Genomic DNA, 24,341 nt, shown 5'->3' on the forward strand with positions numbered 1-24,341 from the left:
GTCGCCGCCCGTCCCGGGAGCGCCTGTCCCGGGCCGGCCGCCCGGACCGTCGCCGGGCCCCTCGCCCGGATCGCCCGGGCCGCCGTCGCCGTCGTCCGCGGGCGCGAGCACCAGATACGTGCCGCGGGAGGGGCCGGAGAACGTCAGCGCACCATCGGCCCAGGTGGCCGCGAGCGAGACCCGCGTGCCGTCCTCGAGGACCCGGACGACCGCGGAGCCCTCGGGCGCCGGCAGCACGATCTGCGCCTCGAGCACCGCGAACTCCGGCCGGTTCGACAGCGTCCAGGTGGCCCCGTCCTCTCCGGCGGAGCTGCTCGCGGTGAGCGCGTCGTCCGAGCGGAAGGTGCTCGTGGCGGAGACCTCTCCGTCGCGCAGCGTGACCTGCTTCAGCGCGACCGTCACGGCCGCGGTCCGCTCCACGCGCTGCTGTCCGGGCGCGGTCGCCACCAGGGTCACGGCGTTCTCACCCTCGACAAGGACCGTGCCCGGGGCGAGAGCGAGCTGCGCACCGTCCGCGGGCTCCCCGTCCGCGGTGACCGCGTAGGAGGCCAGCAGCTGCCGCCCCAGCGACGCCTGGTCGCCGAGCACCTCGCGGTGCACCTCCAGCACGGCCTGATCCGGGCCGGTGATCGCGAGCGTGTCCTCCGCGATCGCGAACGGCACGGTCCGCGCGGTCACGTTCCCCGCGAGATCCGTGGACTCCACGGTGAGGCTGTGCGCGCCAGCCGGGAGATCGGAGAGATCGACCCGCGCCTCCAGCTCCGTCTGCGCCGCGGAGAGCGCCGTGCCCTCCGCCGCCGCGGCCTCCGCCGCCGTGACCGGCTCCGCCGGGGCCTCCTCGGCCTCTTCGGCCGTCGCCGGCTGCTCGCCGCCCCCGTCGGAGGGCTGCGCCGCCTGCTCACCGCCCCCGTCCGAGGACTGCGCCGCCGGGGCGCGCGCGGCATCGGAGCTCGTGTCGGAGCCCGCGCCCGCGGGCTCCTCCGCGGCATCGCCGCCGAGATCACGGGTGTCGAAGAGGACGTCCTCGACGGAGACCTCCTCGAGGGCGAGCTCGGTGTCCTGCTCGGAGACGACCTCGCCGTCCACGCTCACGCGCAGGGCCGCGAGGTTCTCGTCGCTGGCCCGCGCCGTCACCGCTCGCTCCGCAGGGACCGTCTCCTGCGCCGCCAGACCCTCGATCCCCAGCTCCGGAGCGATCGCGTCCAGGACCACCGGGATCACGCCGAGGAGCGTGTTGCCGTTCATGTCGTCCAGACGGACCAGGAGCATGTCGCCGTCGGCGACCCGCAGCTCCGTCTCGAAGCTGCGCCGGTTGGAGTCCGGGCCGAGCCCGGTGCCCTCGTAGACCTCCGCGACCACCGACTCGTTCAGGGCGAAGGCATAGCCCCAGCCGTCGTCCTCCGCGGTGCCGGCGAAGCGGACGTCCTCGTGGGCGGTGAACAGGGTGCCGCCGCGCAGCACCGGCTCGTCGACCTGCAGGGTCGGTGCGACGGCGTCGGAGTAGAAGGCGAGCCCGGTGTCGAGGACCGTGGTGCCGTCCTCCGCGGTCGCCACCAGCCGCACATGCGTCTGTCCCGTCGCCACCGGGAAGGTCACCGCGAAGGTGCCGTCCGCGGCGATGTCCGCGGCGATCTCCTTCCGCTCGGCCCAGCCGCCCTCCTCGGCCGTGGTCCGGGCCGGGCTGAGGACGATCGAGGTCACGGAGGGATCGGCCGTGCCGCGCAGGGTGAACCCGGTGCCCTCCGCATCCAGGTCCGGGCTGTCCCCGGCGATGAAGCAGGCCCGTGCCGCGTCGAGGCAGTCGACGTTCGTGAGCTGCACGCCGGGGTCGGTGCTCCCGGTCGCCTGGCGGCCCTCGATCGGCAGGGTCAGCGTGCCTCCGGTCGCGCCGTCGCTCGCCTCGAGGACGATGACGGACTGCTCCGCGGACGGCGTGATCGTGGTGGAGAAGACCCCCTCCGCATCCAGCGGCACCTCCTCGCCGTCGGCGCGCAGCGACAGCGGCGCTCCGGGGCGCTCATCGGCCACGGTGCCGGACAGGGTGACCGAGCCGGAGTCGTCCAGCGCGACCGTCCCCTGCGCGCCCACGATCCCGTCGGCGAGCGTGATCCGCGGCGCGGTCGCGTCATAGGTCAGCGAGAGCGTGGTCCGGGCGAGCTCGGTCCCCTCGGCGCTGCGGGCGACCAGCACGATGCTGTTCGCGCCCTCGGCGAGCTCGACCTCCGCCGCGAAGCTGCCGTCCTCCAGGGCGGCTTCCTCGCCCGCGACCTCGACCGAGGCGACATCGGCCGCCGCGAAGCCGCGCAGCGACAGCACTCCGTCGGTGATCAGGTCCGAGGACTCGCCGAGCACCGCGCCGGGCGCCGTCAGCGCCGCCTCGTCCTCGAGCACGAGTGGCGAGGCGGAGAGGACGCGCGTGGCCGTGCCCGTGTTCAGACCCAGGTCCGAGGCGCTCACGGTCACGTACGGGATGCTTCCCGGGTCCTCGACCTGCACGGTGTAGCGGCCCGCGGACACCTCCGCGACCGGCAGCGCCGTGCCGTCGGCCGCGACGGCCTCCACGCCGCCCAGCAGCCCCGAGCCGGTCTCCTCGACCGTCACCGGCAGCACGGTCCCCTCGAGGGCTCCGATGCTCACCGTCGGGGCGGTCGCGTCGATGCGGAAGGGCAGGTCGGTGCTCTGCCACGCGTAGTCCTCGGCGAGCCGCGCCGAGACCCGGTAGACATAGTCGCCGTCGGGCAGGACCGCGAAGTCCGCCGCCTGGGCGTCCCAGACGGTGCCGTCGAAGGTCGCCCCCGTCCACGTCTCCGCCTGCGGGTCCGCGGCCGCGAGATAGTCGCCGAGCGTCGTGCGGTACGCGTTCTGCTCCATCCCGAGGGTCTTCACGCGCGAGCCGTCGGCGCGCACGATCTCGTAGCGGAGGTCCGCGGCGTTGCGCTGGAGCGCGAGCTGCGGCGAGATCGCGTCCAGCGCGCCGTCCTCGTTCGGCGACAGAGCGAGGCGGAAGCCCTCCTGCTGCAGCGGATAGGTCGCCCCGTCGGCCGAGCCGACCAGCTGCGTGCTCACGCCGAGGCCCTCGACGAGCTCCTCCCCGTCCGGGGTCACGATCTGCTCGGCGTTCCAGTCGCCATGGAAGCCCAGGTACGGGATCGCCAGGTCCGGTTCGTCCGGGGTCGCGGCCGTGAGGCTCGCCCAGCCGCCCAGGAAGTGGTCCGCCCCGCCCTCGGGGGTCAGCGTGAAGGTGACCTCCGCGGAGCCGTGGGCGGGCACGTGCACGGTGGAGGCATCGGCCGAGAGGGTCCCGGAGGTCACGCGCACCGCGGTCGGCTCCCCCGCCGCGTTCGTCTCCGCGAGGACCTTCTGTCCCGCGGGGACCGTGTAGTCGCGATCCTCGTCGCCGGTGTTGCTGAGGGTCACCGTGAAGCTGCGCTCCCCCGAGATCTCGCGCAGGGCGACGGAGGCCTTCCCGTCCACGGTCGCGAGGACCTCGGTGTCCAGCGCCCGGTCCACGCGGGCGAGCCCGGCGCCGACCTGCCGGGGCGAGGCCGGCACGCCGGAGGCGTCCACCGGCACCTGCGCCGTGTTCATGAGCGAGACCTGGACCGCGTCCACGCGCTCGGGACCGTCGAGCCCCGCATCGGCCTCGCGCTGCTTCTCGACCATGAGCGCGGACATGCCGGCCACGTTCGGCGCGGCCATGGAGGTGCCGCTCTTGGTGCCGTAGCGATCATCGTTCAGCGTGGAGTAGACGCTGCCGCCGATGCCCGCGACGTCCGGCTCGAAGTCCAGGTTCGAGGTGGTGCCCCAGGAGGTGAAGGAGGAGGGCTGCAGCGCCGTGTCCAGCTGCGAGACCACGACCTCCTCGGTCACGCGGATCGTGGAGGGCCCTGCGGCGACGGAGGCGCGCACCGCGAGCCCGTCGCTGTGGGTCATGACGATGCCGGGCAGGCTGAACTCCTCCACGCCCGCCATGCCGAAGACGACGTCCCCTCCCTCGGCGGAGTTGAAGACGACGACTCCGCCGGCGCCATGGTCGATCGCGTTCTGATACTTCTCCGTGAAGGCGATCTCGCCGCGCTCGATCAGCGCCCATGCGCCGCCCAGGTCCTGGCCGGCCGAGTAGTCCTCGACCCGGCCGAGACCCACGTCCACGAGCGGATGCTCGGCGTCGTCGAAGGTGCCGGTGGCCGCCTCGTAGGGCACGTCCTGCACCCCGTCCGGGCCCGTCACCTTCGTCACGAAGCTGGTCTGGACGGAGTTGTCGATCGAGGCGATCGTGAAGGCGCTGCCCTGCGTCCCCGGCGCGCCGACCGTGCCGTCGTCGAGCAGTCCCAGGTAGTCGTCGTCCTCGCCCGTGAGCGAGAAGTTCTGGCCGTCGTTCCCGGCGGAGACGACCGTGATCACGCCGGCGTCGCGCGCCGCCTCGATCGCCCGCGCCGTGCCGTCCGAGGCGTTCTTGAAGCCGTTCGGCGAGCCGAGCGACATGTTGATGACGTCGGCGTCGAGCTTCACCGAATCCTCGATCGCCGCGATGATGTCGGAGTCGCGCGCGCCCGGGTCGCCGGTGTTGGAGAACACCTTCATCGCGAGCAGCTGTGCGTTCGGGGCGACCCCGTCGACGCGTCCGGTCTCGACCACGTCGGAGGGGTCCTCGCCCTCGGAGCCGTTGGCGGCGACGATGCCGGCCACGTGCATGCCGTGCTGCGAGGAGGTCAGGTCCTTGACGACCATGTTCTCGTCGGCGTAGTTGTACCCGGTGGGGACCTTGCAGGAGAACTCCGACTCCGGCGAGGGATCGATCTCCTGGATCTTCGCGTCCGCGCAGTCGTCCAGGCGCATGTCCTGATGGCTCGGATCGATCCCCGAGTCGATGATCGCCACCACCGTGCCGGTCCCGTCGGCGCCGTGCTCCGCGAAGGCGGTCGGCACGCCCTCGAGCTGCCGGGCGCTGTGCTCAGCAGGCTCGTAGATGCGCTCGCGCCGCACCGAGGCGACCTCTGGCTGCGTCGACAGCAGCGTGATCTGATCCGCCGGCATCGTCGCGGAGAACCCGTTGACGAGATAGCCGAACTGGGAGTCCAGCTCGATCCCGTAGGTCTGCGTCCACGAGGACAGCAGCTGGTCCTGGGCGGCGAGGTTGCGCTTCTCCTCGTCGCTGCCGGGAGCATCGGGCTGATGCTTCATCATGACGATCACGGGAACCCGCGGCGAGGCCGGCTGCGCGCCGGGCTCTGCGGGAGCGTCGGCCGATGTCCCGGGGTCGTCGTCGCCGGGATCGGCGAGGGCCGCGGGGCCCACCAGACCGACCGCGGCGAGGAGGAGCGCACCGGTCAGAGCACCGGCGCGACGGAAGGGATGGGGGGTCACGGAAGCTCCCTGCATGAGGGTGACACGGGCTTCCGCAGGCTATCCGAATCCCAGCCCCTGCACAGGGGAACACGAGCTTCTGTCACGGATCGTGACCTCGCCCCCGGTCCGGGCGCCGGAGACGCGGAACGGACCGCCCCGCGTGAGCGGGACGGCCCGTGATCGAAGAGCTCCGGCCGTGGCCGGTACCTCCGACGCCGATGCCGAGGGCGGTCATGCCCCCGGCGAGAGGGTCACTTGATGGTGACGGTGGCGCCGGCGCCCTCGAGCTGCTCCTTGGCCTTCTCGGCCGCGTCCTTCGCCACCTTCTCGACGATCGCCTTGGGGGCGCCGTCGACGAGCTCCTTGGCCTCCTTCAGGCCGAGGCTCGTGAGGGCGCGCACCTCCTTGATGACGGCGATCTTCGCGGAGCCGGCCGACTCGAGGATGACGTCGAACTCGGTCTGCTCCTCCTCGGCGGCGGCGGCCTCGCCACCGGCGGCACCGGCCGCGGCGACCGCGACGGGGGCAGCGGCGGTCACGTCGAAGACCTCCTCGAACTGCTTGATGAAGTCGGACAGCTCGATGAGGGAGAGCTCCTTGAAAGCCTCGATGAGCTCGTCGTTGCTGAGCTTCGCCATGATGACGTTCCTTCCTGTTCAGGGCGTGTCGCCCCGGGGGCTTGTGTGCGGCGCGGGGAGCGCCTGGTCCTGCCGGTCCGCCGCATGGGCGGGCGGACCGTGTTCAGCGCTGACGCGCTGAGCGGGGAAGCGTGATGCTCCGAGCCGAAGCTCAGGCCTCCTGCTTCTCCCGCAGCGCGTCCACGGTGCGCACCGTCTTCGACAGCGGCGCCTGGAACACGGCGGCAGCCTTGGACAGGTTCGCCTTGAGGGCGCCTGCGACCTTGGCCAGCAGCACCTCGCGGGACTCGAGGTCCGCGAGCTTCTTGACGTCGTCCTCGGTGAGGGCCTTGCCCTCGAAGTACCCGGACTTGACGACGAGCTGGTTGTTCTCCTTGGCGAAGTCACGCAGGGCCTTGGCCGGGGTGACCGGCTCGCCCTTGATGAAGGCGATGGCCGTGGGACCGGCCAGCTTGCCCTCGAACGCGTCGATGCCGGCCTCGCGGGCGGCGATCTCCGTGAGCGTGTTCTTCACCACGGCGTAGGTGGTATCGGCTCCCAGTGCACGACGCAGCGTCTTCAGCTGCTGCACGGAGAGACCGCGGTACTCGGTGAGCACCGCTGCGTCGGACTCACGGAACAGGTCCGTGAGCTCGGCAACGGCGGACACCTTCTCGGGCTTCGCCATGGCCCTCCTTCCAGAGGTCTCGGTCGCCGGCTGGAAGAGGCCCCGCGCATCTGCATGCGCATGACGAAAGAGCCCGGACGCGCAGGCGCCCGGGCTCCGATCGCGGCCGCATGCCACCCCCGGGAGGGGCGGAGCGGACCGCGGGGGTCCTTGGTTCACCTGCGCAGGCTCTCCCGTACGGGATTCTTCGGTCGGCCTCGGTGGCGAGGACGACGACCGGCGGTCTTCGGTAGGTCCAGAGTACCGGGAGCCGGTGCCCCGGTCCACGCGGGAGGGCGCGGGATGCGTCACAGCCCGCGCTGCGCACGGCCGGTGTCCGGGCATCGTCGACCAGCCGTGAAGGTGGCGACGGTGTCCGGACGCCGACGTGGGCATGCAGCCCGCGTCGCGCGGGACCTGCCCAGCTGGCACGGGAGGGACGGGACACGGCAGCGCCCCGCCCACCGTGCGGTGGGCGGGGCGCTGATCCGCGGGAGCCTGGGGTCCGGCCCGCGCGGTCCGGGGAACCCGGAGGCGTGAGATCAGGCCTCGTCGGTGTCCTCGGTCAGGTTGCGGGTGCGGTTGACATCGACGGGGATGCCGGGGCCCATGGTGGTGGACACCGTGATCTTGGTGATGTAGCGGCCCTTCGAGGAGGACGGCTTCAGTCGCAGGATCTCGTCGAGGGCGGCCACGTAGTTCTCCACCAGCTGCGCATCGGTGAACGAGGTCTTGCCGATGAGGTAGTGGAGGTTCGCCGCGCGGTCCGTGCGGAACTCGATCTTGCCGCCCTTGATGTCGTTCACAGCCTTGGTGACGTCCATCGTGACGGTGCCGGTCTTCGGGTTCGGCATGAGGCCGCGGGGGCCGAGCACGCGTCCCAGCTTGCCGACCTTGCCCATGAGGTTCGGCGTGGCCACGGCCGCGTCGAAGTCGGTCCAGCCGCCGGCGACCTTCTCGATGAGCTCGTCGTCGCCGACCTCGTCCGCACCGGCGGCGACGGCGGCCTCAGCCTGCGCGCCGACGGCGAAGACGATCACACGGGCCGTCTTGCCGGTGCCGTTGGGCAGGTTGACGGTGCCGCGGACCATCTGGTCCGCCTTGCGGGGGTCGACGCCCAGGCGCATCGCGACCTCGACGGACGCGTCGAACTTCGCCGGGGACGTCTTCTGCGCCAGACGCAGAGCGTCGAGCGGGGAGTACAGGCGGCCGGCCTCGATCTTGGCGGCGCCGTCCTGGTAAGCCTTGCTGCGGAATGCCATTGTCGTCAGTCCTCCACCGTGATGCCCATGGAACGAGCGGTGCCGGCGACGATCTTCGCCGCGGCCTCGATGTCGTTCGCGTTCAGATCAGGCATCTTGGTCTCCGCGATCTCGCGGACCTGCGCCTGGGTGACCTTGCCGACCTTGTCGGTGTGGGGGGTCGCCGAGCCCTTCTGGAGGCCGGCGGCCTTCTTGATGAGCTGCGCGGCCGGCGGGGTCTTCGTGATGAACGTGAACGAGCGATCCTCGTACACGGTGATCTCGACCGGGATGATATTGCCGCGCTGGTCGGCGGTCCGGTCGTTGTACGCCTTGACGAACTCCATCATGTTGACGCCGGCGGCGCCGAGCGCCGGACCCACGGGCGGCGCAGGCGTGGCCTGGCCGGCCTGGATCTGGAGCTTGATGATGCTCGCGATCTTCTTCTTGGGAGCCATCTGCTCCTCCTTCGTTCTGTCGTGGTTCGGGCGGAGCTCATCAGTGCTCCTCCCACGGGCGGCGCCTCACGGCGCCGGAGCCGGGGCTCCGATCAGATCTTGGCGACCTGGTCGAAGCCCAGCTCCACCGGGGTCTCGCGTCCGAAGATGGACACGAGGACCCGGAGCTTCTGATGCACCGGATCGATCTCGGAGATCGAGGCGGGCATGGTCTCGAACGGACCGTCCATGACGGTCACGGACTCGCCCACCTCGAAGGCCGGCATCTTCTGCTCGGCCTTCTTCGCGGCGGAGGACGAGGAGCGCTTCTTCTCCGGCAGACCCAGCGAGGGCACCAGGAGCGAGTAGATCTCGTCGAAGGTCAGGGGGGTCGGATCGGTCGCGTTGCCCACGAAGCCGGTCACGCCCGGAGTGTCGCGGACCACGCGCCAGGACTCGTCGGTCAGGTCCATGCGCACCAGGACGTACCCGGGGACGCGGACGCGACGGACGATCTTCTTCTGACCATTCTTGATCTCCGCGGCATCCTCCATGGGGACCTCGATCTGGAAGATGAAGTCCTCCATGTTCTGGGTCTCGATACGGGTGGTGAGCTGCGACTTCACGCGGTTCTCATGACCCGAGTAGGAGTGCACGACGTACCACTCGCCGATCGCGGAGCGCAGCTGGCGCTTCAGCGCGAGGGCGGGGTCCTCGGCCTCGGGCTCCTCGAGGGCCTCGGCGGCGGGCTCGTCCTCGTCGGAGACGTCCTCCGCCGCGGGTGCGTCCTGGACGTCCGCGTCCTCGGGCGCATCCTCGAGGGAGGGTCCGTCGACCTCGTCCTCGCCGGAGACCTCGATGTCCTCGACCTCGGCGGCATCCGCGTCGAGGGAGCGCTCATCGGTCGCCGGAGCGGACGACGAGAAGGCGAGGGTGTCGTCGACGTCGTCGTAGGAGTCCTGCTGCGAGTCAGTGGACTGCTCGTTCGCCACCGTGAACCTGCTTTCCTTCTGGCTGTGGATCGGGCCCGGCCCCTCCTGCCCGATCACGCCCGGCGCGGACTCACTGATCCGGGGCCACGAAGGCGATCCGCGCGAGGGCGCCGAAGACGTAATCCAGGCCGAAGATCAGAATGATCATCGCGAACACGAAGCCGAGCACGGTGATCGAGTACACGATCAGCTCCGTGCGCGTCGGGACGACGACCTTCTTGAGCTCGGCGATGACCTGACGGATGAACAGCCCGATAGCCAGGATGGGGTTCGAGGAACCCTGATCCGGACCGCGCTCGGCGGTCTCGGGATGCTGCTGGCTGGCACTCACGTGTGGACTGTCCGATCTCGTCGTGGTCATCCGCATCCGACCAGGGCCACCTGATCGGACGAGCAGGGCAGACAGGGCTCGAACCTGCAACCTGCGGTTTTGGAGACCGCTGCGCTACCAATTGCGCCACTGCCCTCCACCGGACCGGGATCCGGCGAGGAGCCCCTCGCATCCCGCCGCCCCTACCGGAGCAGCGGCCCGCGCTGGGCCGACGACCAGCATACCCACGCCGAGCGTCCGGTGCGAATCCGTCGACCGCGGATCACGGCGCACATCACATTCCCGCCTCGCGCCGACCGCCCGGCTCCCCCGGAGCCGGGCACAGCCCCTCCACGTCCCCTCCCGTCCCTTCACACGGAACACCTGGCACGGCGCCCGGCGCTCTGAGACGATAGCTCCCGTGACCGACAACACCGCTGCCGCCAGCCCCTCGCCCTCCTCCGCGTCCTCCGCTCCCCGCGCCCGCGTCTCGCGCCGCATCGGATCGATCTCCGAGTCGGCGACGCTCGCCGTGGACGCGAAGGCGAAGGCGCTCAAGGCCGCCGGACGTCCCGTCATCGGCTTCGGCGCCGGGGAGCCCGACTTCCCCACGCCCGCGCACATCGTCGCGGCGGCCCAGGAGGCCGCGGCCGATCCCCGCAACCACCGCTACTCCCCCGCCGCGGGCCTCCCCGAGCTGCGTGCCGCGATCGCCGAGGCCACCTCGCGCACGGACGGCTGGACTCCCGAGCCCGCCCAGGTGCTCGTCACCAACGGCGGCAAGCAGGCCGTCTACCAGACCTTCGCGACGCTGCTGGACCCCGGCGACGAGGTCATCCTCCCCGCGCCGTACTGGACGACCTACCCCGAGGCGATCCGCCTCGCCGGCGCGGTCGACGTCCCGGTCCTCGCCGGCGCGGACCAGGACTACCTGCCCACCCTGGAACAGCTCGAGGCCGCCCGCACCGAGCGGACCAAGGCGATCCTGCTGTGCTCGCCCTCGAATCCGACGGGCTCGGTGATGAGCGCCGCCCAGATCGAGGAGCTCGGCAGGTGGGCGCTCGAGCACGGCATCTGGGTGATCTCCGACGAGATCTACCAGCACCTCACCTACGACGGCGTGCTCTTCACCTCCATCCTGTCCGTGGTCCCGGAGCTCGCCGATCAGACCGTGCTGCTCAACGGCGTGGCCAAGACCTTCGCGATGACCGGCTGGCGGGTGGGCTGGATGATCGGGCCCCGCGACGTCATCGCCGCCGCCGCCAATCTGCAGTCGCATCTCACCTCGAACGTCTCGAACGTGTCCCAGCGCGCGGCCCTCGCCGCCCTCAGCGGGCCGATGGACGAGGTCGTGGCCATGCGCGAGGCCTTCGACCGGCGCCGGAGGCTGATCCTCGAGAAGCTCTCCGCGATCGAGGGCTTCGCCGTCCCCACCCCGACCGGGGCCTTCTACGCCTTCCCGGACGTCACCGGTGCGCTGGGACGCGAGATCCGCGGCACCCGGGTGGAGACCTCCGCGGAGCTCGCGGCCGCGGTCCTCGAGCACGCCGAGGTCGCGGCCGTGCCCGGCGAGGCCTTCGGCGCCCCCGGGCACCTGCGCTTCTCCTACGCCCTGGCCGATGCCGACCTCGTCGAGGGCGTCGACCGCCTCGCCGCCCTGCTGGCCGAGTGAGGCGCCCATCCCCCTCCGGCACGTGAGCATCCCCCGCGCCGTGGCAGGAGCGGGGAGGTCGGACGTCGGGTCGCCCGGCACGGCGGCTCCCGGGCGCGACCTCGCCGCCCTGCCCAAGGCGCATCTGCACCTGCACTTCACCGGGTCGATGCGGATCAGCACCCTGCGGGAGATGGCTCGGGCCCGCGGCCTCCGCCTGCCCGCGAGCCTCGTCGACGACCAGGCGCTGCACGTCGAGCCGACCCGTCGCGGCTGGTTCCGCTTCCAGCGCCAGTACGACACCGCGCGGGCGGTCGTCGACTCCGAGGAGGCGATGCGCAGGATCGTCCGCGAAGCCGCCGAGGACGACGCCGCCGAGGGCTCCGGTCGGCTCGAGCTGCAGATCGACCCCACCAGCTACGCCCCCTTCGTCGGCGGCCTGACCCCAGCGCTGGAGATCGTCCTGGACGAGGCCGCGGCCGCGGAGCGCGCCACGGGCGTGAGCATCGGCGTCATCGTCGCCGCCTCCCGCACCCGGCACCCCCTGGACGCCCGCACCCTCGCGCGCCTCGCCGCCCGCAGCACCGGCCGCGTGATCGGCTTCGGCCTCTCCAACGACGAGCGGCGCGGCACGACCTCCGACTTCGCCCCCGCCTTCCGCATCGCCCGTGAGGCCGGTCTCGGATCGTTCCCGCACGGCGGCGAGCTGCTGGGGCCCGATCACGTCGCCGAGGCGATCGCGCACCTGCGCCCCGACCGGCTGGGCCACGGCGTGCGCAGCGCCGAGGATCCGCGCATGCTCGCGCGGATCGCGGAGGCCGGGATCGGGCTCGAGGTCTGTCCGGCATCGAATGCATCGCTCGGCGTGTGCCCTCGACCGGAGGACGTTCCGCTGCGCCGCCTCGTGGAGGCCGGGGTGCAGGTCGCCCTGGGGGCCGATGACCCGCTGCTGTTCGGCTCCCGGCTGCTGGACCAGTACGAGACGGCGCGCCGGATCGGTTTCGACGACGCGGAGCTCGCAGCCCTCGCCGCCTCCTCCATCCGGATCAGCCGCGCGGATCAGGCCACCCGGGATCGTCTTCTGGCCGGCGTGGCCGCCTGGCTCGACGCCCCGCCCTGAGCCGGCGCGGCCCGCGGACCCCAGGAAGGACGGAGCAGAGGGCGAGGACCGACCGGTGGTCTCCCTCGCTCCGACCCGGGCACGGAACCGGCCGACCTGAGGATCAGACCTCGGGGCCGGCGCCGGCGGAGGGGAGGGCCAGGAAGAACACGGGCGCGGCGAGGCCCTGCTCGACGAAGGCGGCCTCGATCGCGGCCGCGACGTCCAGCGCGGCATCGGCCTCGACCAGCGCGATCGTGGAGCCCCCGAAGCCGCCGCCGGTCATGCGCGCGCCGTGGGCTCCCGCCGCCCGGGCGGCGTCGACGGCGACGTCGAGCTGCGGCACCGTGACCTCGTAGTCCTCGCGCAGCGAGTCGTGCGAGGCGTTCAGCAGCTCTCCCAGCCGCGCGACGTTCTCGCGGACGCCGCCGGAGGCGAGGACGCGGTCGAACTCGCGGACCCGCTCGATCTCCGTGAGCACGTGGCGCGCACGACGGCGGATCGTCGCGTCGTCGATGCGGGCCAGGAGGTCGGCGAGCTGCTCGGGCCCGGCGTGCTCTGCATCGCGCAGGGTGGGGACGCCCAGCAGGCGCGCGGCCGTCTCGCTGTCCCGGCGGCGGGCCACGTACTCGCCGTCGACATGGGAGTGCTCTGCCCGCGTGTCGGTGATCAGCAGCGCGAGACCCTGGCCCGCGAGGTCCCACGGCACCGGACGAGTCGAGAAGTCGCGGCAGTCCAGGAGCAGGGCGTGCCCCGCCTGGCACAGCACCGAGGCGGACTGGTCCAGGCCTCCGGTCGAGGCGCCCGCATAGTCGGTCTCCGCGGTGATGCAGGCGCGGACCCGCTCGAGCGGCGTCGTCCCCAGGTCCAGCAGGGCCGTGACCGCCTCGGCGACCGCGCACTCGAGGGAGGCCGAGCTCGACAGCCCCGCCCCCAGGGGCACGTAGCCGTCGACGACGAGGTCGAGCCCCGCGCCGCTGGTCCCCTCGGTCTCGGCGATCCGCGCGGCGAGAGCCCAGACGACACCCTCGACGTAGGCGGTCCAGCCGCCCGCCCGCGCCGGGTCCAGCTCCGCGATCGGGACCTCGAGCACGCCCTCGGCCTGCGCAGAGCGCATGCGCAGCAGTCCCGTGGAGGTCCGGGCCGCGGCGACGAAGCAGCGATGCGAGATCGCCATCGGCAGGCACAGCCCGTCCTGGTAGTCGACGTGCTCGCCGATGATGTTGACGCGGCCGGGCGCCGAGAACACGCCGTCGGGAGCCGAGCCGAAGGTCTCCTCGAACAGCGTGCGGACCCGGGCGAGCGCGTCGGCCCGCTCCGGGGCGGCGGAGAGGAGGTCGGGGCGGGGGGTGGCGTGCGCGCTCATCGGGGTCCTTCCGGGACGAGAGGGGGGCGACGGCACGGCGTCAGCGGCCGTGCCGAGGCGGGCGGGCCCGGCCGGGGCTCCGGTCGGGGCGGGCAGGGGCCGCACCGGGCAGCTCCCCTGTCCTCCAGTATGTCGCGGACGCGGTCAGCGGTGCTGGGGCGGCTGGTCCGCGGACGGGCCCGAGGCCTCCGCCGTCCCGTCCTCAGGGCGCCTGCCGGGCGGCCGGGGCTCCCAGCCCTGTCCGGGCGCCGGAGTCGTGCGGACGGCGTGCTCGGGCGGATCGAGGTCGGCCTCGAGGGCATCGGCGATCTCCGGGGGCAGACTGGTCATCTCCCCCGTCATGGTCGAGGGCTCGACGCTGATCTCCGGGGCGGTGCGCAGGCGCCGACGGCGCGGCACCATCGACAGGCGGCGCCGACGCAGGGTCGTGAACGGCGCCGCGATCACCGGGGTGAAGGACACGGCGGAGCGGGTGCGCGGGCGCAGCAGGCGGGAGGCCAGCAGCTGGCCCAGCACGGCCCCGCCGGCGATGGCGATCGCGATCCCGGCCGCGCTCATCAGCTCGACGGATCCCTCCACCACATCGCTCCCCAGGCCCTGCAGCCCGCGGTAGATGCGGCTGCCCGGGACCAGGGGGACCACGCCGGCCATCACGAACAGCAGCGCCGGGGCCCGCAGGCGACGGGCGAGGATCACCGAGATCACGCCCACCACCAGCGAGGCCGCCGCGACCGACCACACCCGGTCGATGCCGAGGCCCACGATCCCGTGCGAGATCACCGAGGAGGCGGCCGCCCCGGCCGCGCCCCAGCCCAGCAGCCGCAGCGGCACGTACGTCGCCACCCCGAAGCCGAGGCCCATCACGGCACCGGAGACGAGCACCATGAGCGCCGAGGTCAGCGTCACGGGCATCGCCGTGGTCACGGAGAGGTCCGCGCCCATGAGGTCCGTGAGCACCATGCCCGCGCGCACGCCGATCACCACGCCGACCGTGAGCATGATCGTCTCGAGGATGCGGGCCGAGGCGGTCACGTACCAGCCCGTGATCGCGTCCTGCATGGCGCCAATGGAGGTCAGGCCCGCGAGCAGGACGATGATGCAGGCGACGGTGACGACGGACGAGTTCACGCCCGGATGGACGAAGGAGACGACCGCGGCCACGAGCATGCCGACCAGGGCGCCGGCGGCCTGCCCGTAGAACAGCGGCAGCCGCAGCCGGGAGAGGCGGTCCACGACGACGGTCAGCAGACCGGCGGCGAGGGTCGCGAAGAGGATGACGACCAGGTCGGTGCCGAAGCTCAGCGCCGCTCCCCCGCCCATGACGGCGAAACCCGCGGCGACCAGCAGGAACGGGTAATGCGGCTTCTCCAGCGGGATCGCCGCGACCCGGGCGCGCGCCTCCTCGAGAGGGATGTCCCCGGCGACGTACCCCTCGGTGACCTCCTCGAAGGCGGTGAGGCGGGCGAAGTCCTGGGCGCGGTGTCCGGCGGCGCGGATCCTGGTGAAGGGCGTCGAGCGGTCATCGGGCAAATAGGAGATCGAGACCTCGTCGAAGGTCACCTGCACGGCCACGCTGCGCAGGCCGGCGGCGCTGGTCACGCGCAGCACGGTCGAGGTGACCTCGGAGGCGGCCGCGCCGTTGGACAGCATCCCCTCGCCGATCCTCATCGCGAGATCGAAGACGGCGTGGAGTCGGGCGATGTCGGTGGACACGGCTGAGATCGTGTCACATCGGCGCCGCCTCCCGGAACCCGGACGGGGGCCCGCGGGGCAGCGCCCTCCGACGGCTTCGTCACACCCGCGCGGAGGGCCGCGAGGGTCTAGAGGTTCGGCGCACCCGAGACGACCGCGACGCCCGCCGCGAGCAGGCCCAGCACGGCCACGTCCGTCACCCGGCCCCGCACCGCGAGCGCGCCGACCACGGCGGTGGGCGCGACAGCGCGCAGGAGCGCCAGGACGCCCAGCAGCAGGGCGAGCAGCAGCCCGGCCAGCGGCGCCCGGCCGCTCGCGCCGACCGCGACGACCACGGCGAGCGCGAGCAGCGCGAGCACGAGGACCGTCTGACGGCGCAGGGCCGCACGCAGGGTGTAGGGCGAGCGCGGGGTGGTCACAGGGCCAGCCTACGGCGCCTTCCCGGGGACGCTAGGCTGGCGGGCGTCACCAGCGTTGTCGACATCCTCACCAGGAGACTCCCCGCGATGAGCATCCCCTCGTCCGCCCCCGCCGCGTTCCGCACCGAGCACGATCTGCTCGGCGACCGCGACGTCCCCGCCGATGCCTACTACGGCATCCAGACCCTGCGCGCGCAGGAGAACTTCCACATCACGGGCGTGACCATCGCCCACTTCCCCGAGCTGATCGTCGCCCTCGCGCACGTCAAGCGCGCCGCCGCGATCGCGAACCGGCGCCTGGGCGCGCTGGATGCTCGGCTCGCCGATGCGATCGAGCAGGCCTGCGTCGAGATCGCGGACGGCGCCCTGCACGAGCACTTCGTCGTGGACATGATCCAGGGCGGCGCCGGGACCAGCACGAACATGAACGCGAACGAGGTGATCGCGAACCGCGCGCTGGAGATCCTGGGCCACGAGAAGGGCCAGTACGAGCATCTGCACCCCAACAACCACGTGAATCTGGGCCAGTCGACGAACGACGTGTACCCGACCGCGGTGCGGCTGGCGATGATGCTGTCGTTCCCGGCCCTGGCCGACGCGATGGACACCCTCATCGGGGCGCTGCGCGAGAAGTCGGAGGAGTTCACGGACGTGCTGAAGATGGGTCGGACCCAGATGCAGGACGCGGTGCCGATGACGCTGGGCCAGGAGTTCGCGGCCTGGGCGACGACGATCTCCGAGGACGTGGAGCGCCTGACCCGCACCGCGAAGCTGTTCCAGGAGATCAACCTGGGAGCGACCGCGATCGGCACCGGCATCACCTCCGATCCCCGGTACGCGCAGATGGCGACCGCGGAGCTCTCCCGCATCACCGGCAGCCGCTTCATCGTGGCCGCCGATCTGGTCGAGGCCACGAGCGACACCGGCGCCTTCGTCACCTTCTCCGGCGTGCTCAAGCGCATCGCCGTGAAGATCTCCAAGATCTGCAACGACCTGCGCCTGCTGTCCTCGGGACCGCGCGCCGGCTTCTCCGAGATCGTGCTGCCGGCCGTGCAGCCGGGCAGCTCGATCATGCCCGGCAAGGTGAACCCGGTGATCCCCGAGGTCGTCAACCAGGTCGCCTTCGAGGTGATCGGCAACGACCTGACGGTCACCTTCGCAGCGGAGGCCGGGCAGCTGCAGCTGAACGCGTTCGAGCCCGTGATCTGCTACAACATCCTCGAGTCGACGCAGGTGATGACCACGGCGATGACGACCCTCGCCGAGCGCTGCATCCGCGGCATCACCGCGAACCGGGACGTGCTCGACGGCTACGTGCGGCGCTCGATCGGCGTGGTGACCGCGCTCGTGCCGGTGATCGGCTACGGCGCCTCCACCGAGATCGCCCGCCGGGCCCTGGAGACCGGACGCCCGGTCGCGGACCTCGTGCTCGAGGCCGGGCTGCTGGACGCCGCGCATCTGGAGGCGGTCCTGTCGCCGGCGAGCATGACCTCCCCGCATCGGGCGACCCGCACCGGCACCATCCCGGTGATCGCGGACCCCGCCACCGAGTCCGGGGAGATGTCGCATCTGGTCCTGGATGATCTGAGCGACCCGGACGGCACCGTCTGAGCTGCCGCGGCAGCCCGTCCCGGACCGCCGCTCCATCGCGCCGGTGGGAGTCCGCGCCCGCCCGACCCTCCCGCTGCCCCCCGGCAGCCTCCCTCCCGGCCCCCGCCCCGACTCCCTGCGGAGGCATGTCGCCTTGCATCGGGCCCGGGAGAGGGGGGTAGCGTGGGAGGTCTGGATCGACAACCTCCGAGGGGGATGGCAGTGAGTCAGCATGCAGGGGGCGGACGGCATGAGCGCGGCCCGTCGCGTCGTGGACTGGTGATCGGGGTGACCGGGGCCCTGGTGGTGGTCGGCGCCGCCGGCGCCGTCGGAGTCGGCGCGCTGATGGACGGGGGCGACGGTCCGCTGTCGGGGCTGCTCGGGGGCTCCGGCTCGGGCGGGAGCGACGGCGGCGGGAAGGGCGGCGCGGCCGAGGATCCCCCCGCCCCGGATCCGACCGGCGACCTGCGCGCGCTCGTCGGCGCGCTGCCCGATCAGGCCGCTCATGTGCCCGAGGCCTCCGTCCTGGACCTCTCCGGGCCGATCGAGCGCACGATCTCCGTGCCGCTCGCGCCGGGGGCACGCGGCCTGAACGAGGCCGTGGACGTGTGCGTGAACAAGCTCCTGCGCGAGGCGCTGTACGCGGGCGATCCCGCGGCTCTGACGGTCACGGGACGGATCGTCGCCGCGGGCGCCGGGGTGCTGGGCATCCTCCTGGACGTGACCGACGCCGCCGGCTCCTCGACGGCGCTGATCTGGTATCGGGCCGAGGGCGACCGCGCGCTCGCCTCCCCCGCCCTCATCGCCCCGGAGAAGTGGCAGGCGTTCGAAGGCCTCGTCGATGCCGCCGCGACCGCAGCGGGCCTGGACCCCGCCGCGACCGCCGAGCAGCTCCAGCAGCAGCCGCGCCCCTGGGGCAACGGCCCCGCCCTGCTCCCGGCGCAGGACGGGTCCCTGCAGGTGCTGATGCCTGCGGCGACCATCGGCGAGAAGCGGGCCGAGGCGCTGCTGACCATCCCCGCGGCCGATGCCGAGCCGCTGTGGTCGGACTTCGGCACGGCCGTCGCCCAGGCCGTCGCCTCCCCCGCCGACTTCGACCGGGCCGCGGTCGCGGTGCCCGGCGGCGAGGAGACCTCCGGGAAGAAGGAGTTCGAGCTGCCCGACGTGATCACGCAGGGCCAGGCCGCCCGGGAGAGCGACGGCGCCGGTCCCGTCTCGCAGCTGGCGCCCCTGTCCGGACCGGGCGTGCGTCCCGCGACCGCTGTCGCCCCCGACGCGGGCCGGCTGAAGGCCGTCGCCCTCACCTTCGACGATGGCCCCGCCCCTGAGCTCAACGAGCGTCTCCGCGAGGAGCTGCTGAAGACCCGGGACACCGCGACCTTCTTCCTGATCGGACAGTCCGTCGCGGAGTGGCCCGACCTGGTCTCGAAGACGGCGGCGGACGGCTACGAGGTCGGCTCGCACTCCTGGTCCCACCCGCAGCTGACCCGGCAGAGCCCGGAGAAGCTCGCCAGCCAGCTGTCCCGGCCCGCCGAGGCGATCGCCGGGGCGAGCGGTCGCCGCCCCTACGTCATGCGTCCCCCCTACGGTGCGCGCAGCAAGAAGACGGATCTCGCCTGCGGCGCCGAGGGCGAGAGCGTGCACATCTGGGACGTCGACAGCCTGGACTGGCAGAACAAGGACCGCGACAAGAACATCGAGCTGGTCACCTCGACGACGCGCCGGGGCTCGATCATCCTCATGCACGAGATCCATGCGCCGACGATCGACGCGGTCCCCGCGATCCTCGAATGGTTCGGCCAGCAGGAGATGACCACGCTGACCTGCTCGGAGCTGGGCCAGAACCAGATGTTCGCCGGCAAGCACTACATGACCGGCCCGGTCACCGCGGAGACCGAGCTGCGCGAGCCGGTCGCCCCCGAAGGGCAGGCCTCCGACGGCGGCGGTGCCGAGGACGAGGATGCAGGCTCCGCCGGGGACGGCAACGGCTGACCGCCGATGAGGCAGAGGCCTGTCCCGGTCATCCGCTGACCGCGGATGAGGCAGAAACCCCACAATCTGCATCATCCCCGGGCACCCCTGCCCCACAACCGCCACCACTGACCGCGGATGAGGCAGAGACCCACACGATCTGCACCATCCCCGGTCACCCCTGCCCCGTCACCGCTGGCCACTGACCGCGGATGAGGCAGAGACCCACCCTGGCCATTCATTGACCGCGGATGAGGCAGAAGCCCCGCAATCTGCTCCATCCCCGGTCGCCTCCGCCCCGTCACCGCTGGCCGCTGACCGCGGATGAGGCAGAGGCCCATAGTCTGCACCGTCTCCGGTCAGCCCGTCCCCCGACCGCTGACCGCCGATGAGGCAGAGGCCCGCCCCGGTCATCCGCTGACCGTGGATGGAGCAGAAACCCCCGCAATCTGCGCCATCCCCGGTCACCCCCGCCCCATCACCGCCACCGCTGACCGCCGATGAAGCAGAAGCCCCACGAGCTGCTTCATCGGCGGTCAGCTCTGCCCCCACCACCACCGCCGCTGACCGCGGATGAGCCAGAAGCGGGCGGGGTGGACGATGGCCGGGGCCGGGACGTCCGCTGAGACGGCGACACGGGCTGCAGCGGGAGCGCGGTGAGCCACGGCACGGTCGCGCAGCGCTTCCCCGGCCTCGGCCCCGAACCACCCCGCGCGGATCCGGCCCGCATCCGCCGGTCCGTGCTCGATCAGCAGGCGGAGCCCGGCCGCCCGCGGTTCGGGCCGGGGCGGCCGGTGGGCGGGGTCAGGCCCCTGAAGCCCGGGGCGGACTCGCCTGGTTCCTCCGCGCCGCCGTCCGCACGGCCAGGCCCGTGACACCCGGGGGCGGAGGACCGGCGGCCCGGCGAGGACGGCTGATCCCCACCCGGCCGCGGGTCCGGCGCCCGGAGGGCCGGACCTACTCGTCCGCCTCCTCGGCCTTGCCGCGCATGACCAGCTTCGGGTCCGGGGTGCCGACCACCTCGTGGTCCTTGTCCTCGTACTCGAACTGGGACAGGAAGTAGCGCATCGCGTTGATGCGGGCGCGCTTCTTGTCGTTGGAGCGGATGATCGTCCACGGCGCGTACTTCTTGTCCGTGCGGCGGAACATCTCCTCCTTCGCGTTCGTGTAGGCCTCCCAGCGGTCCAGGGACTCGAGGTCCATCGGCGAGAGCTTCCACCGGCGCACCGGATCCAGCTGCCGGATCGCGAAACGGGTGCGCTGCTCCTTCTGGGAGACGGAGAACCAGAGCTTGGTGACGTGGATGCCCGAGTCCACGAGCATCCGCTCGAAATGCGGCACCTGGCTCATGAAGGTCTCGTACTCGCTGTCGCTCGCGAAGCCCATGACGCGCTCGACGCCCGCGCGGTTGTACCAGGATCGGTCGAACAGCACCATCTCCCCTTCGGTGGGCAGATGCTGGATGTAGCGCTGGAAATACCACTGGCCGCGCTCGCGGTCGCTCGGCTTGTTCAGCGCGACCGTCCGGGCAGTGCGCGGGTTCAGATGCTCGGTGAAGCGCTTGATGGTGCCGCCCTTGCCCGCGGCGTCCCGCCCCTCGAAGATGATGATCGCCTTCTGATCGTTGTCCTCGAGCCAGTACTGGAACTTCAGCAGCTCGACCTGAAGCTTGTACTTCTCGAGCTCGTAGTCCTCGCGGTCCATACGGGTGTCGTAGGGATACCCCTCCTGCCACGTGTACACCGGATTGCCCTGCGGATCGATGAGATCGGGGTCGGGCGTATGGCCGTCCTGGACGGTGTAGCCCTCCTCCCGCAGATGCTCGATGTACTCCCGGAGGCTCTGGTTGTCGGGGATCTTCACGGTGCGTTCTCCTCGGGGGGCTGGGAACGGCGATGGGTCGCCCCAGGGGCGACCCATCGCTGCCATCTGTCGGAATCAGACTACGGTGCGCAGATGACTCGGGGGTGAACTCCGCCATTCCGCGTCATGCCGCTCTCCGGCTCAGTGCGCGAAGTGACGCGTCCCCGTGAGATACAGGGTGACCCCGGCGGCGCGGCAGGCCTCGAGGACCTCCTCGTCGCGGATCGAGCCGCCCGGCTGCACGACAGCGCGCACGCCCGCGTCGATGAGGATCTGCACCCCGTCGGCGAAGGGGAAGAAGGCGTCCGATGCCGCGACCGCTCCGCGGGCGCGCTCGGGAGCGGTCTCGCCCTCGCCGTGCTCCCCGAGGGTGTTGGCCCGGGACACCGCCAGGCGGCAGGAGTCGAGGCGGTTGACCTGGCCCATGCCGATGCCGACCGCGGCGCCGCCCGAGGCCAGCAGGATCGCGTTGGACTTCACCGCGCGGATCGCGCGCCAGGCGAAGGCGAGATCCGCGAGGGTCGCCTCATCGGCGGCCTCGCCGGCGGCGAGGGTCCAGTTCTCGGGCGCGTCTCCCTCGGCGTCGATCGCGTCGGCGTCCTGGATGAGGGTGCCTCCCCAGATCTCCCGCAGCTCGAGGGGACGACGGTACTCGCCCTGCAGCCGCAGGATGCGGAGGTTCTTCTTGGTGCGCAGCAGCTCGAGGGCCTCGTCCTCGTAGCCCGGGGCGAGGATGACCTCGGTGAAGATCGGCTTGACCTGCTGGGCCATCGCGAGGGTGACGGTCCGGTTGACGGCGATGACGCCGCCGTAGGCGGAGACCGGGTCGGTGCCGTGGGCGCGGGCGTGCGCGAGCGCGATGTCCTCGTCCTCGCCGACCACTGCGATGCCGCAGGGGTTGTTGTGCTTGACCACCGCGACGCAGGGCAGCTGGTGGTCGAAGGCGGCGCGTGCCGCCGCATCGGCGTCGACGTAGTTGTTGTAGCTCATGGCCTTGCCGCCGAGCTGCTCGGCGCCGGCGATGCCCGGCTCCTCGTCGTCCAGGACGCTCACACGGGCTCGCTGGTGCGGGTTCTCGCCGTAGCGCAGGGTCCGCAGGCCCAGCTCCTCCGCGTCGTCGTCGTCGAGGTCGAGGATGTCGGTCTCGGGGATCTCCTCGTCCTGGCCGACCAGGTCCTCGTCGTCGAGCTCCGCGAGCTGGTCGAGCATCCAGTCGCTGATGGCGGCGTCGTACTCGGCGGTGCGGGTGAAGGCGACGGTGGCGAGCTCCTGGCGCTCGGCGAGGCTGAAGCCGCCCGCGACCGCGGCCTCCGCAGCGGTGCGGTAGTCCTCGGGATCCACGACCACGGCCACGGAGGCGAAGTTCTTCGCGGCGCCGCGAACCATCGAAGGCCCGCCGATGTCGATCTTCTCGATGATCTCCGCGAAGGTGCCGCCGGCCTCGACGGTCTCCTCGAACGGGTACAGGTTCACCACGACCAGGTCGAAGGGGGCGATGTCGTGCTCTTCGAGCTGGGCGACGTGGTCCTCGAGCCGGCGGTCGGCGAGGATGCCGCCGTGGATGCGGGGGTGGAGGGTCTTCACGCGGCCGTCGAGCATCTCCGGGGACCCGGTCACGGAGGCGACGTCGGTCACCTCGATGCCCTGGGCGCGGATCGTCGCGGCGGTCGAACCGGTCGAGACGATCTCGACGCCGGCATCGGACAGGGCCTGGGCGAGCTCCGGCAGGCCGGTCTTGTCGTAGACGGAGACGAGGGCGCGGCGGATGGGCTGCTTGTCGGACACGATGCTCCTTGCGGGGGTGGGCTGGGCGGAGGGGGTCACGGGATGGATCAGCGGGTCAGCTGCTCGACGACGTCCACGAGCATGCGGCGCTCGATGGCCTTGATGCGCTCGTGGAGGGAGGTCTCGTCGTCCTCCGGCAGGATCGTGAGCGCCTCCTGGGCGAGGATCCGGCCAGTGTCGATCCCGGCGTCGACGACGAAGACGGTGGCACCGGTGACCCGGACGCCGTAGGCGAGCGCATCGCGCACCCCGTGCGCTCCCGGGAAGGAGGGCAGCAGCGCGGGGTGGGTGTTGATGATGCGGTCGGGATAGGCCTCCAGCAGCTCGGGGCCGAACAGCTTCATGAAGCCGGCGAGCACGATCAGCTGCGGGGCGAAGCGGTCGACCGCGAGGCGCACGCCGTGGTTCCAGGCGTCCCGGTCCGGGAAGTCCTTCAGCCGCACGACCTCGGTGGGGATGCCGGCGTTCCGGGCATGGGCGAGGCCCGCCGCCTCCCGGTCGGCGATCACCCCGACGATCTCGTAGCTGCTGCCCTCCGCGCGGGACGCGTCGAGCAGGGCAGCGAGGTTGCTGCCTGTTCCGGAGATGAGGACGACGATGGGTGCTGGTGCCACCGGTCCAGACTAGTCGAGGGGTCCGCGCCCTCGCGCCCGGGGCCGACGGCTGGTCGGGGCCGTCCCGCATCGTGGAAGGGGGCGGGAATCTGCTGGTGTCGCCGCGACGCGGCTCGCAGAGGGAACCGGTGCCGTTCCCGCGGGGCGACAGGAGATGCGCCCGGCGGTCAGCCGCCGAGCAGGCCGCCGATCCACTGGGCGACCGATTCCTGGCTCTGCTGGTCGCACGCGGCGCGGGCCTGCGAGGTGATCGCCTGGGACCGGCACTCCTGCAGCTCGATCATGGGACCGTAGAAGAGCGCGCTGATCACGGTGGAGAGCACCATGAGCGCGACCGCGGGGACCCCGAAGAGCGCGGCCACCACGACGGTCCCCCGGCGTCCGCGCCGCCAGGATCCGATCACGACGCGCACCAGGAAGTATCCGGCGACCACAGCGGTCGCCCCGGTCGCGAGCGAGTACGGCAGCGGGGAGAGCATCAGCAGCCAGGAGGCCAGCAGGCTGAGCGCCAGCCCGACCCGGGCGCGCCGGAACGAGGTCTCGGCGCCTTCAGGGGCGGGGGACGGGGAGGGCGCGGGGGTCTGCATGGTCACCGGCCCATTGTGCCCTGGTCGGATCCGATCCGCCTGGGCGACGCGGAGGGGCGGGCCCCGTGCGGGGAGGAAGGCTCCGGGCGCC

General features: G+C 72.1%; 18 protein-coding genes and 1 tRNA gene. 4 read left to right on the plus strand and 15 right to left on the minus strand.

Translation table 11 applies throughout. The features are described 5' to 3' along the window. From ACFFF6_RS17745 to ACFFF6_RS17780, 8 genes are all read right to left on the minus strand, one after another. On the minus strand, positions 1–5,367 hold a 5,367-nt coding region (locus ACFFF6_RS17745; RefSeq protein WP_376982833.1), incomplete at its 3' end, for a S8 family serine peptidase. Between the two features lie 233 nt (positions 5,368–5,600). Beyond that, positions 5,601–5,987, minus strand: a complete 387-nt coding sequence (rplL, locus tag ACFFF6_RS17750; RefSeq protein ID WP_376982834.1) for a 50S ribosomal protein L7/L12 — start codon at positions 5,985–5,987, stop codon at positions 5,601–5,603. Between the two features lie 151 nt (positions 5,988–6,138). Then, positions 6,139–6,654, minus strand: a complete 516-nt coding sequence (gene rplJ, locus ACFFF6_RS17755) for a 50S ribosomal protein L10 (RefSeq protein WP_376982835.1) — start codon at positions 6,652–6,654, stop codon at positions 6,139–6,141. Positions 6,655–7,175: 521 nt separating this feature from the next. Beyond that, a complete protein-coding gene (gene rplA, locus ACFFF6_RS17760; protein WP_376982836.1) occupies positions 7,176–7,895 on the minus strand; it encodes a 50S ribosomal protein L1 in 720 nt (239 codons plus the stop codon). A gap of 5 nt (positions 7,896–7,900) precedes the next feature. After that, positions 7,901–8,332, minus strand: a complete 432-nt coding sequence (gene rplK, locus ACFFF6_RS17765; protein ID WP_376982837.1) for a 50S ribosomal protein L11 — start codon at positions 8,330–8,332, stop codon at positions 7,901–7,903. Between the two features lie 92 nt (positions 8,333–8,424). Beyond that, positions 8,425–9,303, minus strand: a complete 879-nt coding sequence (gene nusG, locus ACFFF6_RS17770) for a transcription termination/antitermination protein NusG (protein WP_376982838.1) — start codon at positions 9,301–9,303, stop codon at positions 8,425–8,427. 70 nt (positions 9,304–9,373) lie between these two features. Beyond that, positions 9,374–9,634, minus strand: coding sequence for a preprotein translocase subunit SecE (secE, locus tag ACFFF6_RS17775; RefSeq protein ID WP_376982839.1), 261 nt, complete (start codon positions 9,632–9,634; stop codon positions 9,374–9,376). A 63-nt stretch (positions 9,635–9,697) separates the two neighbouring features. Continuing rightward, positions 9,698–9,770 (minus strand) — tRNA-Trp (locus ACFFF6_RS17780). A gap of 264 nt (positions 9,771–10,034) precedes the next feature. On the opposite strand from ACFFF6_RS17780, the gene ACFFF6_RS17785 reads away from it, so the two are divergent. Together ACFFF6_RS17785 and ACFFF6_RS17790 are read left to right on the plus strand one after the other, a co-directional pair. Then, a complete protein-coding gene (locus tag ACFFF6_RS17785; RefSeq protein ID WP_376982840.1) occupies positions 10,035–11,285 on the plus strand; it encodes a pyridoxal phosphate-dependent aminotransferase in 1,251 nt (416 codons plus the stop codon). Positions 11,286–11,307: 22 nt separating this feature from the next. After that, positions 11,308–12,384, plus strand: a complete 1,077-nt coding sequence (locus tag ACFFF6_RS17790; RefSeq protein ID WP_376982841.1) for an adenosine deaminase — start codon at positions 11,308–11,310, stop codon at positions 12,382–12,384. A gap of 103 nt (positions 12,385–12,487) precedes the next feature. On the opposite strand, the gene galK is transcribed toward ACFFF6_RS17790, so the two are convergent. From galK to ACFFF6_RS17805, 3 genes are all read right to left on the minus strand, one after another. Then, positions 12,488–13,729 carry a galactokinase gene (gene galK, locus ACFFF6_RS17795; protein ID WP_376982842.1) on the minus strand — a complete coding sequence of 414 codons (1,242 nt, stop codon included), beginning with the start codon at positions 13,727–13,729 and terminating at the stop codon, positions 12,488–12,490. Positions 13,730–13,873: 144 nt separating this feature from the next. After that, positions 13,874–15,442, minus strand: coding sequence for a threonine/serine exporter family protein (locus tag ACFFF6_RS17800; RefSeq protein WP_376982843.1), 1,569 nt, complete (start codon positions 15,440–15,442; stop codon positions 13,874–13,876). A 107-nt stretch (positions 15,443–15,549) separates the two neighbouring features. Further along, positions 15,550–15,840: a DUF3017 domain-containing protein gene (locus tag ACFFF6_RS17805; protein ID WP_376982844.1), complete on the minus strand. Its 291-nt coding sequence runs from the start codon at positions 15,838–15,840 to the stop codon at positions 15,550–15,552. 87 nt (positions 15,841–15,927) lie between these two features. Between ACFFF6_RS17805 and ACFFF6_RS17810 the strand changes: the two genes are divergently transcribed. After that, on the plus strand, positions 15,928–17,451 hold the full coding sequence (locus ACFFF6_RS17810; RefSeq protein WP_376982845.1) for an aspartate ammonia-lyase: 1,524 nt from the start codon (positions 15,928–15,930) through the stop codon (positions 17,449–17,451). A gap of 267 nt (positions 17,452–17,718) precedes the next feature. Next, on the plus strand, positions 17,719–19,422 hold the full coding sequence (locus ACFFF6_RS17815) for a polysaccharide deacetylase family protein (RefSeq protein ID WP_376982846.1): 1,704 nt from the start codon (positions 17,719–17,721) through the stop codon (positions 19,420–19,422). A gap of 936 nt (positions 19,423–20,358) precedes the next feature. On the opposite strand, the gene ppk2 is transcribed toward ACFFF6_RS17815, so the two are convergent. The 4 genes from ppk2 to ACFFF6_RS17835 form a co-directional block, all read right to left on the minus strand. Beyond that, positions 20,359–21,264, minus strand: a complete 906-nt coding sequence (gene ppk2, locus ACFFF6_RS17820) for a polyphosphate kinase 2 (RefSeq protein ID WP_376982847.1) — start codon at positions 21,262–21,264, stop codon at positions 20,359–20,361. Positions 21,265–21,405: 141 nt separating this feature from the next. Further along, complete coding sequence (gene purH, locus ACFFF6_RS17825) at positions 21,406–23,052, minus strand: bifunctional phosphoribosylaminoimidazolecarboxamide formyltransferase/IMP cyclohydrolase (protein ID WP_376982869.1); 1,647 nt, start codon at positions 23,050–23,052, stop codon at positions 21,406–21,408. 44 nt (positions 23,053–23,096) lie between these two features. Continuing rightward, positions 23,097–23,663: a phosphoribosylglycinamide formyltransferase gene (purN, locus tag ACFFF6_RS17830; protein WP_376982848.1), complete on the minus strand. Its 567-nt coding sequence runs from the start codon at positions 23,661–23,663 to the stop codon at positions 23,097–23,099. A 167-nt stretch (positions 23,664–23,830) separates the two neighbouring features. Then, the gene (locus ACFFF6_RS17835; RefSeq protein ID WP_376982870.1) at positions 23,831–24,250 is read right to left on the minus strand and encodes a hypothetical protein; all 420 of its coding nucleotides are present in this window, start codon (positions 24,248–24,250) and stop codon (positions 23,831–23,833) included. Positions 24,251–24,341 lie beyond the last annotated feature (91 nt).

The sequence above is a fragment of the Brachybacterium hainanense genome (assembly GCF_042434575.1).
Taxonomy (GTDB): domain Bacteria; phylum Actinomycetota; class Actinomycetes; order Actinomycetales; family Dermabacteraceae; genus Brachybacterium; species Brachybacterium hainanense.

What these genes read in the sequence shown, in the direction of transcription:
- rplL (WP_376982834.1), bottom strand. Translation starts at nt 5,987, where the DNA reads ATGGCGAAGCTCAGCAACGACGAGCTCATCGAGGCTTTCAAGGAGCTC.
- rplJ (WP_376982835.1), bottom strand. Translation starts at nt 6,654, where the DNA reads ATGGCGAAGCCCGAGAAGGTGTCCGCCGTTGCCGAGCTCACGGACCTG.
- rplA (WP_376982836.1), bottom strand. Translation starts at nt 7,895, where the DNA reads ATGGCATTCCGCAGCAAGGCTTACCAGGACGGCGCCGCCAAGATCGAG.
- rplK (WP_376982837.1), bottom strand. Translation starts at nt 8,332, where the DNA reads ATGGCTCCCAAGAAGAAGATCGCGAGCATCATCAAGCTCCAGATCCAG.
- galK (WP_376982842.1), bottom strand. Translation starts at nt 13,729, where the DNA reads ATGAGCGCGCACGCCACCCCCCGCCCCGACCTCCTCTCCGCCGCCCCG.
- ACFFF6_RS17810 (WP_376982845.1), top strand. Translation starts at nt 15,928, where the DNA reads ATGAGCATCCCCTCGTCCGCCCCCGCCGCGTTCCGCACCGAGCACGAT.
- ACFFF6_RS17835 (WP_376982870.1), bottom strand. Translation starts at nt 24,250, where the DNA reads ATGCAGACCCCCGCGCCCTCCCCGTCCCCCGCCCCTGAAGGCGCCGAG.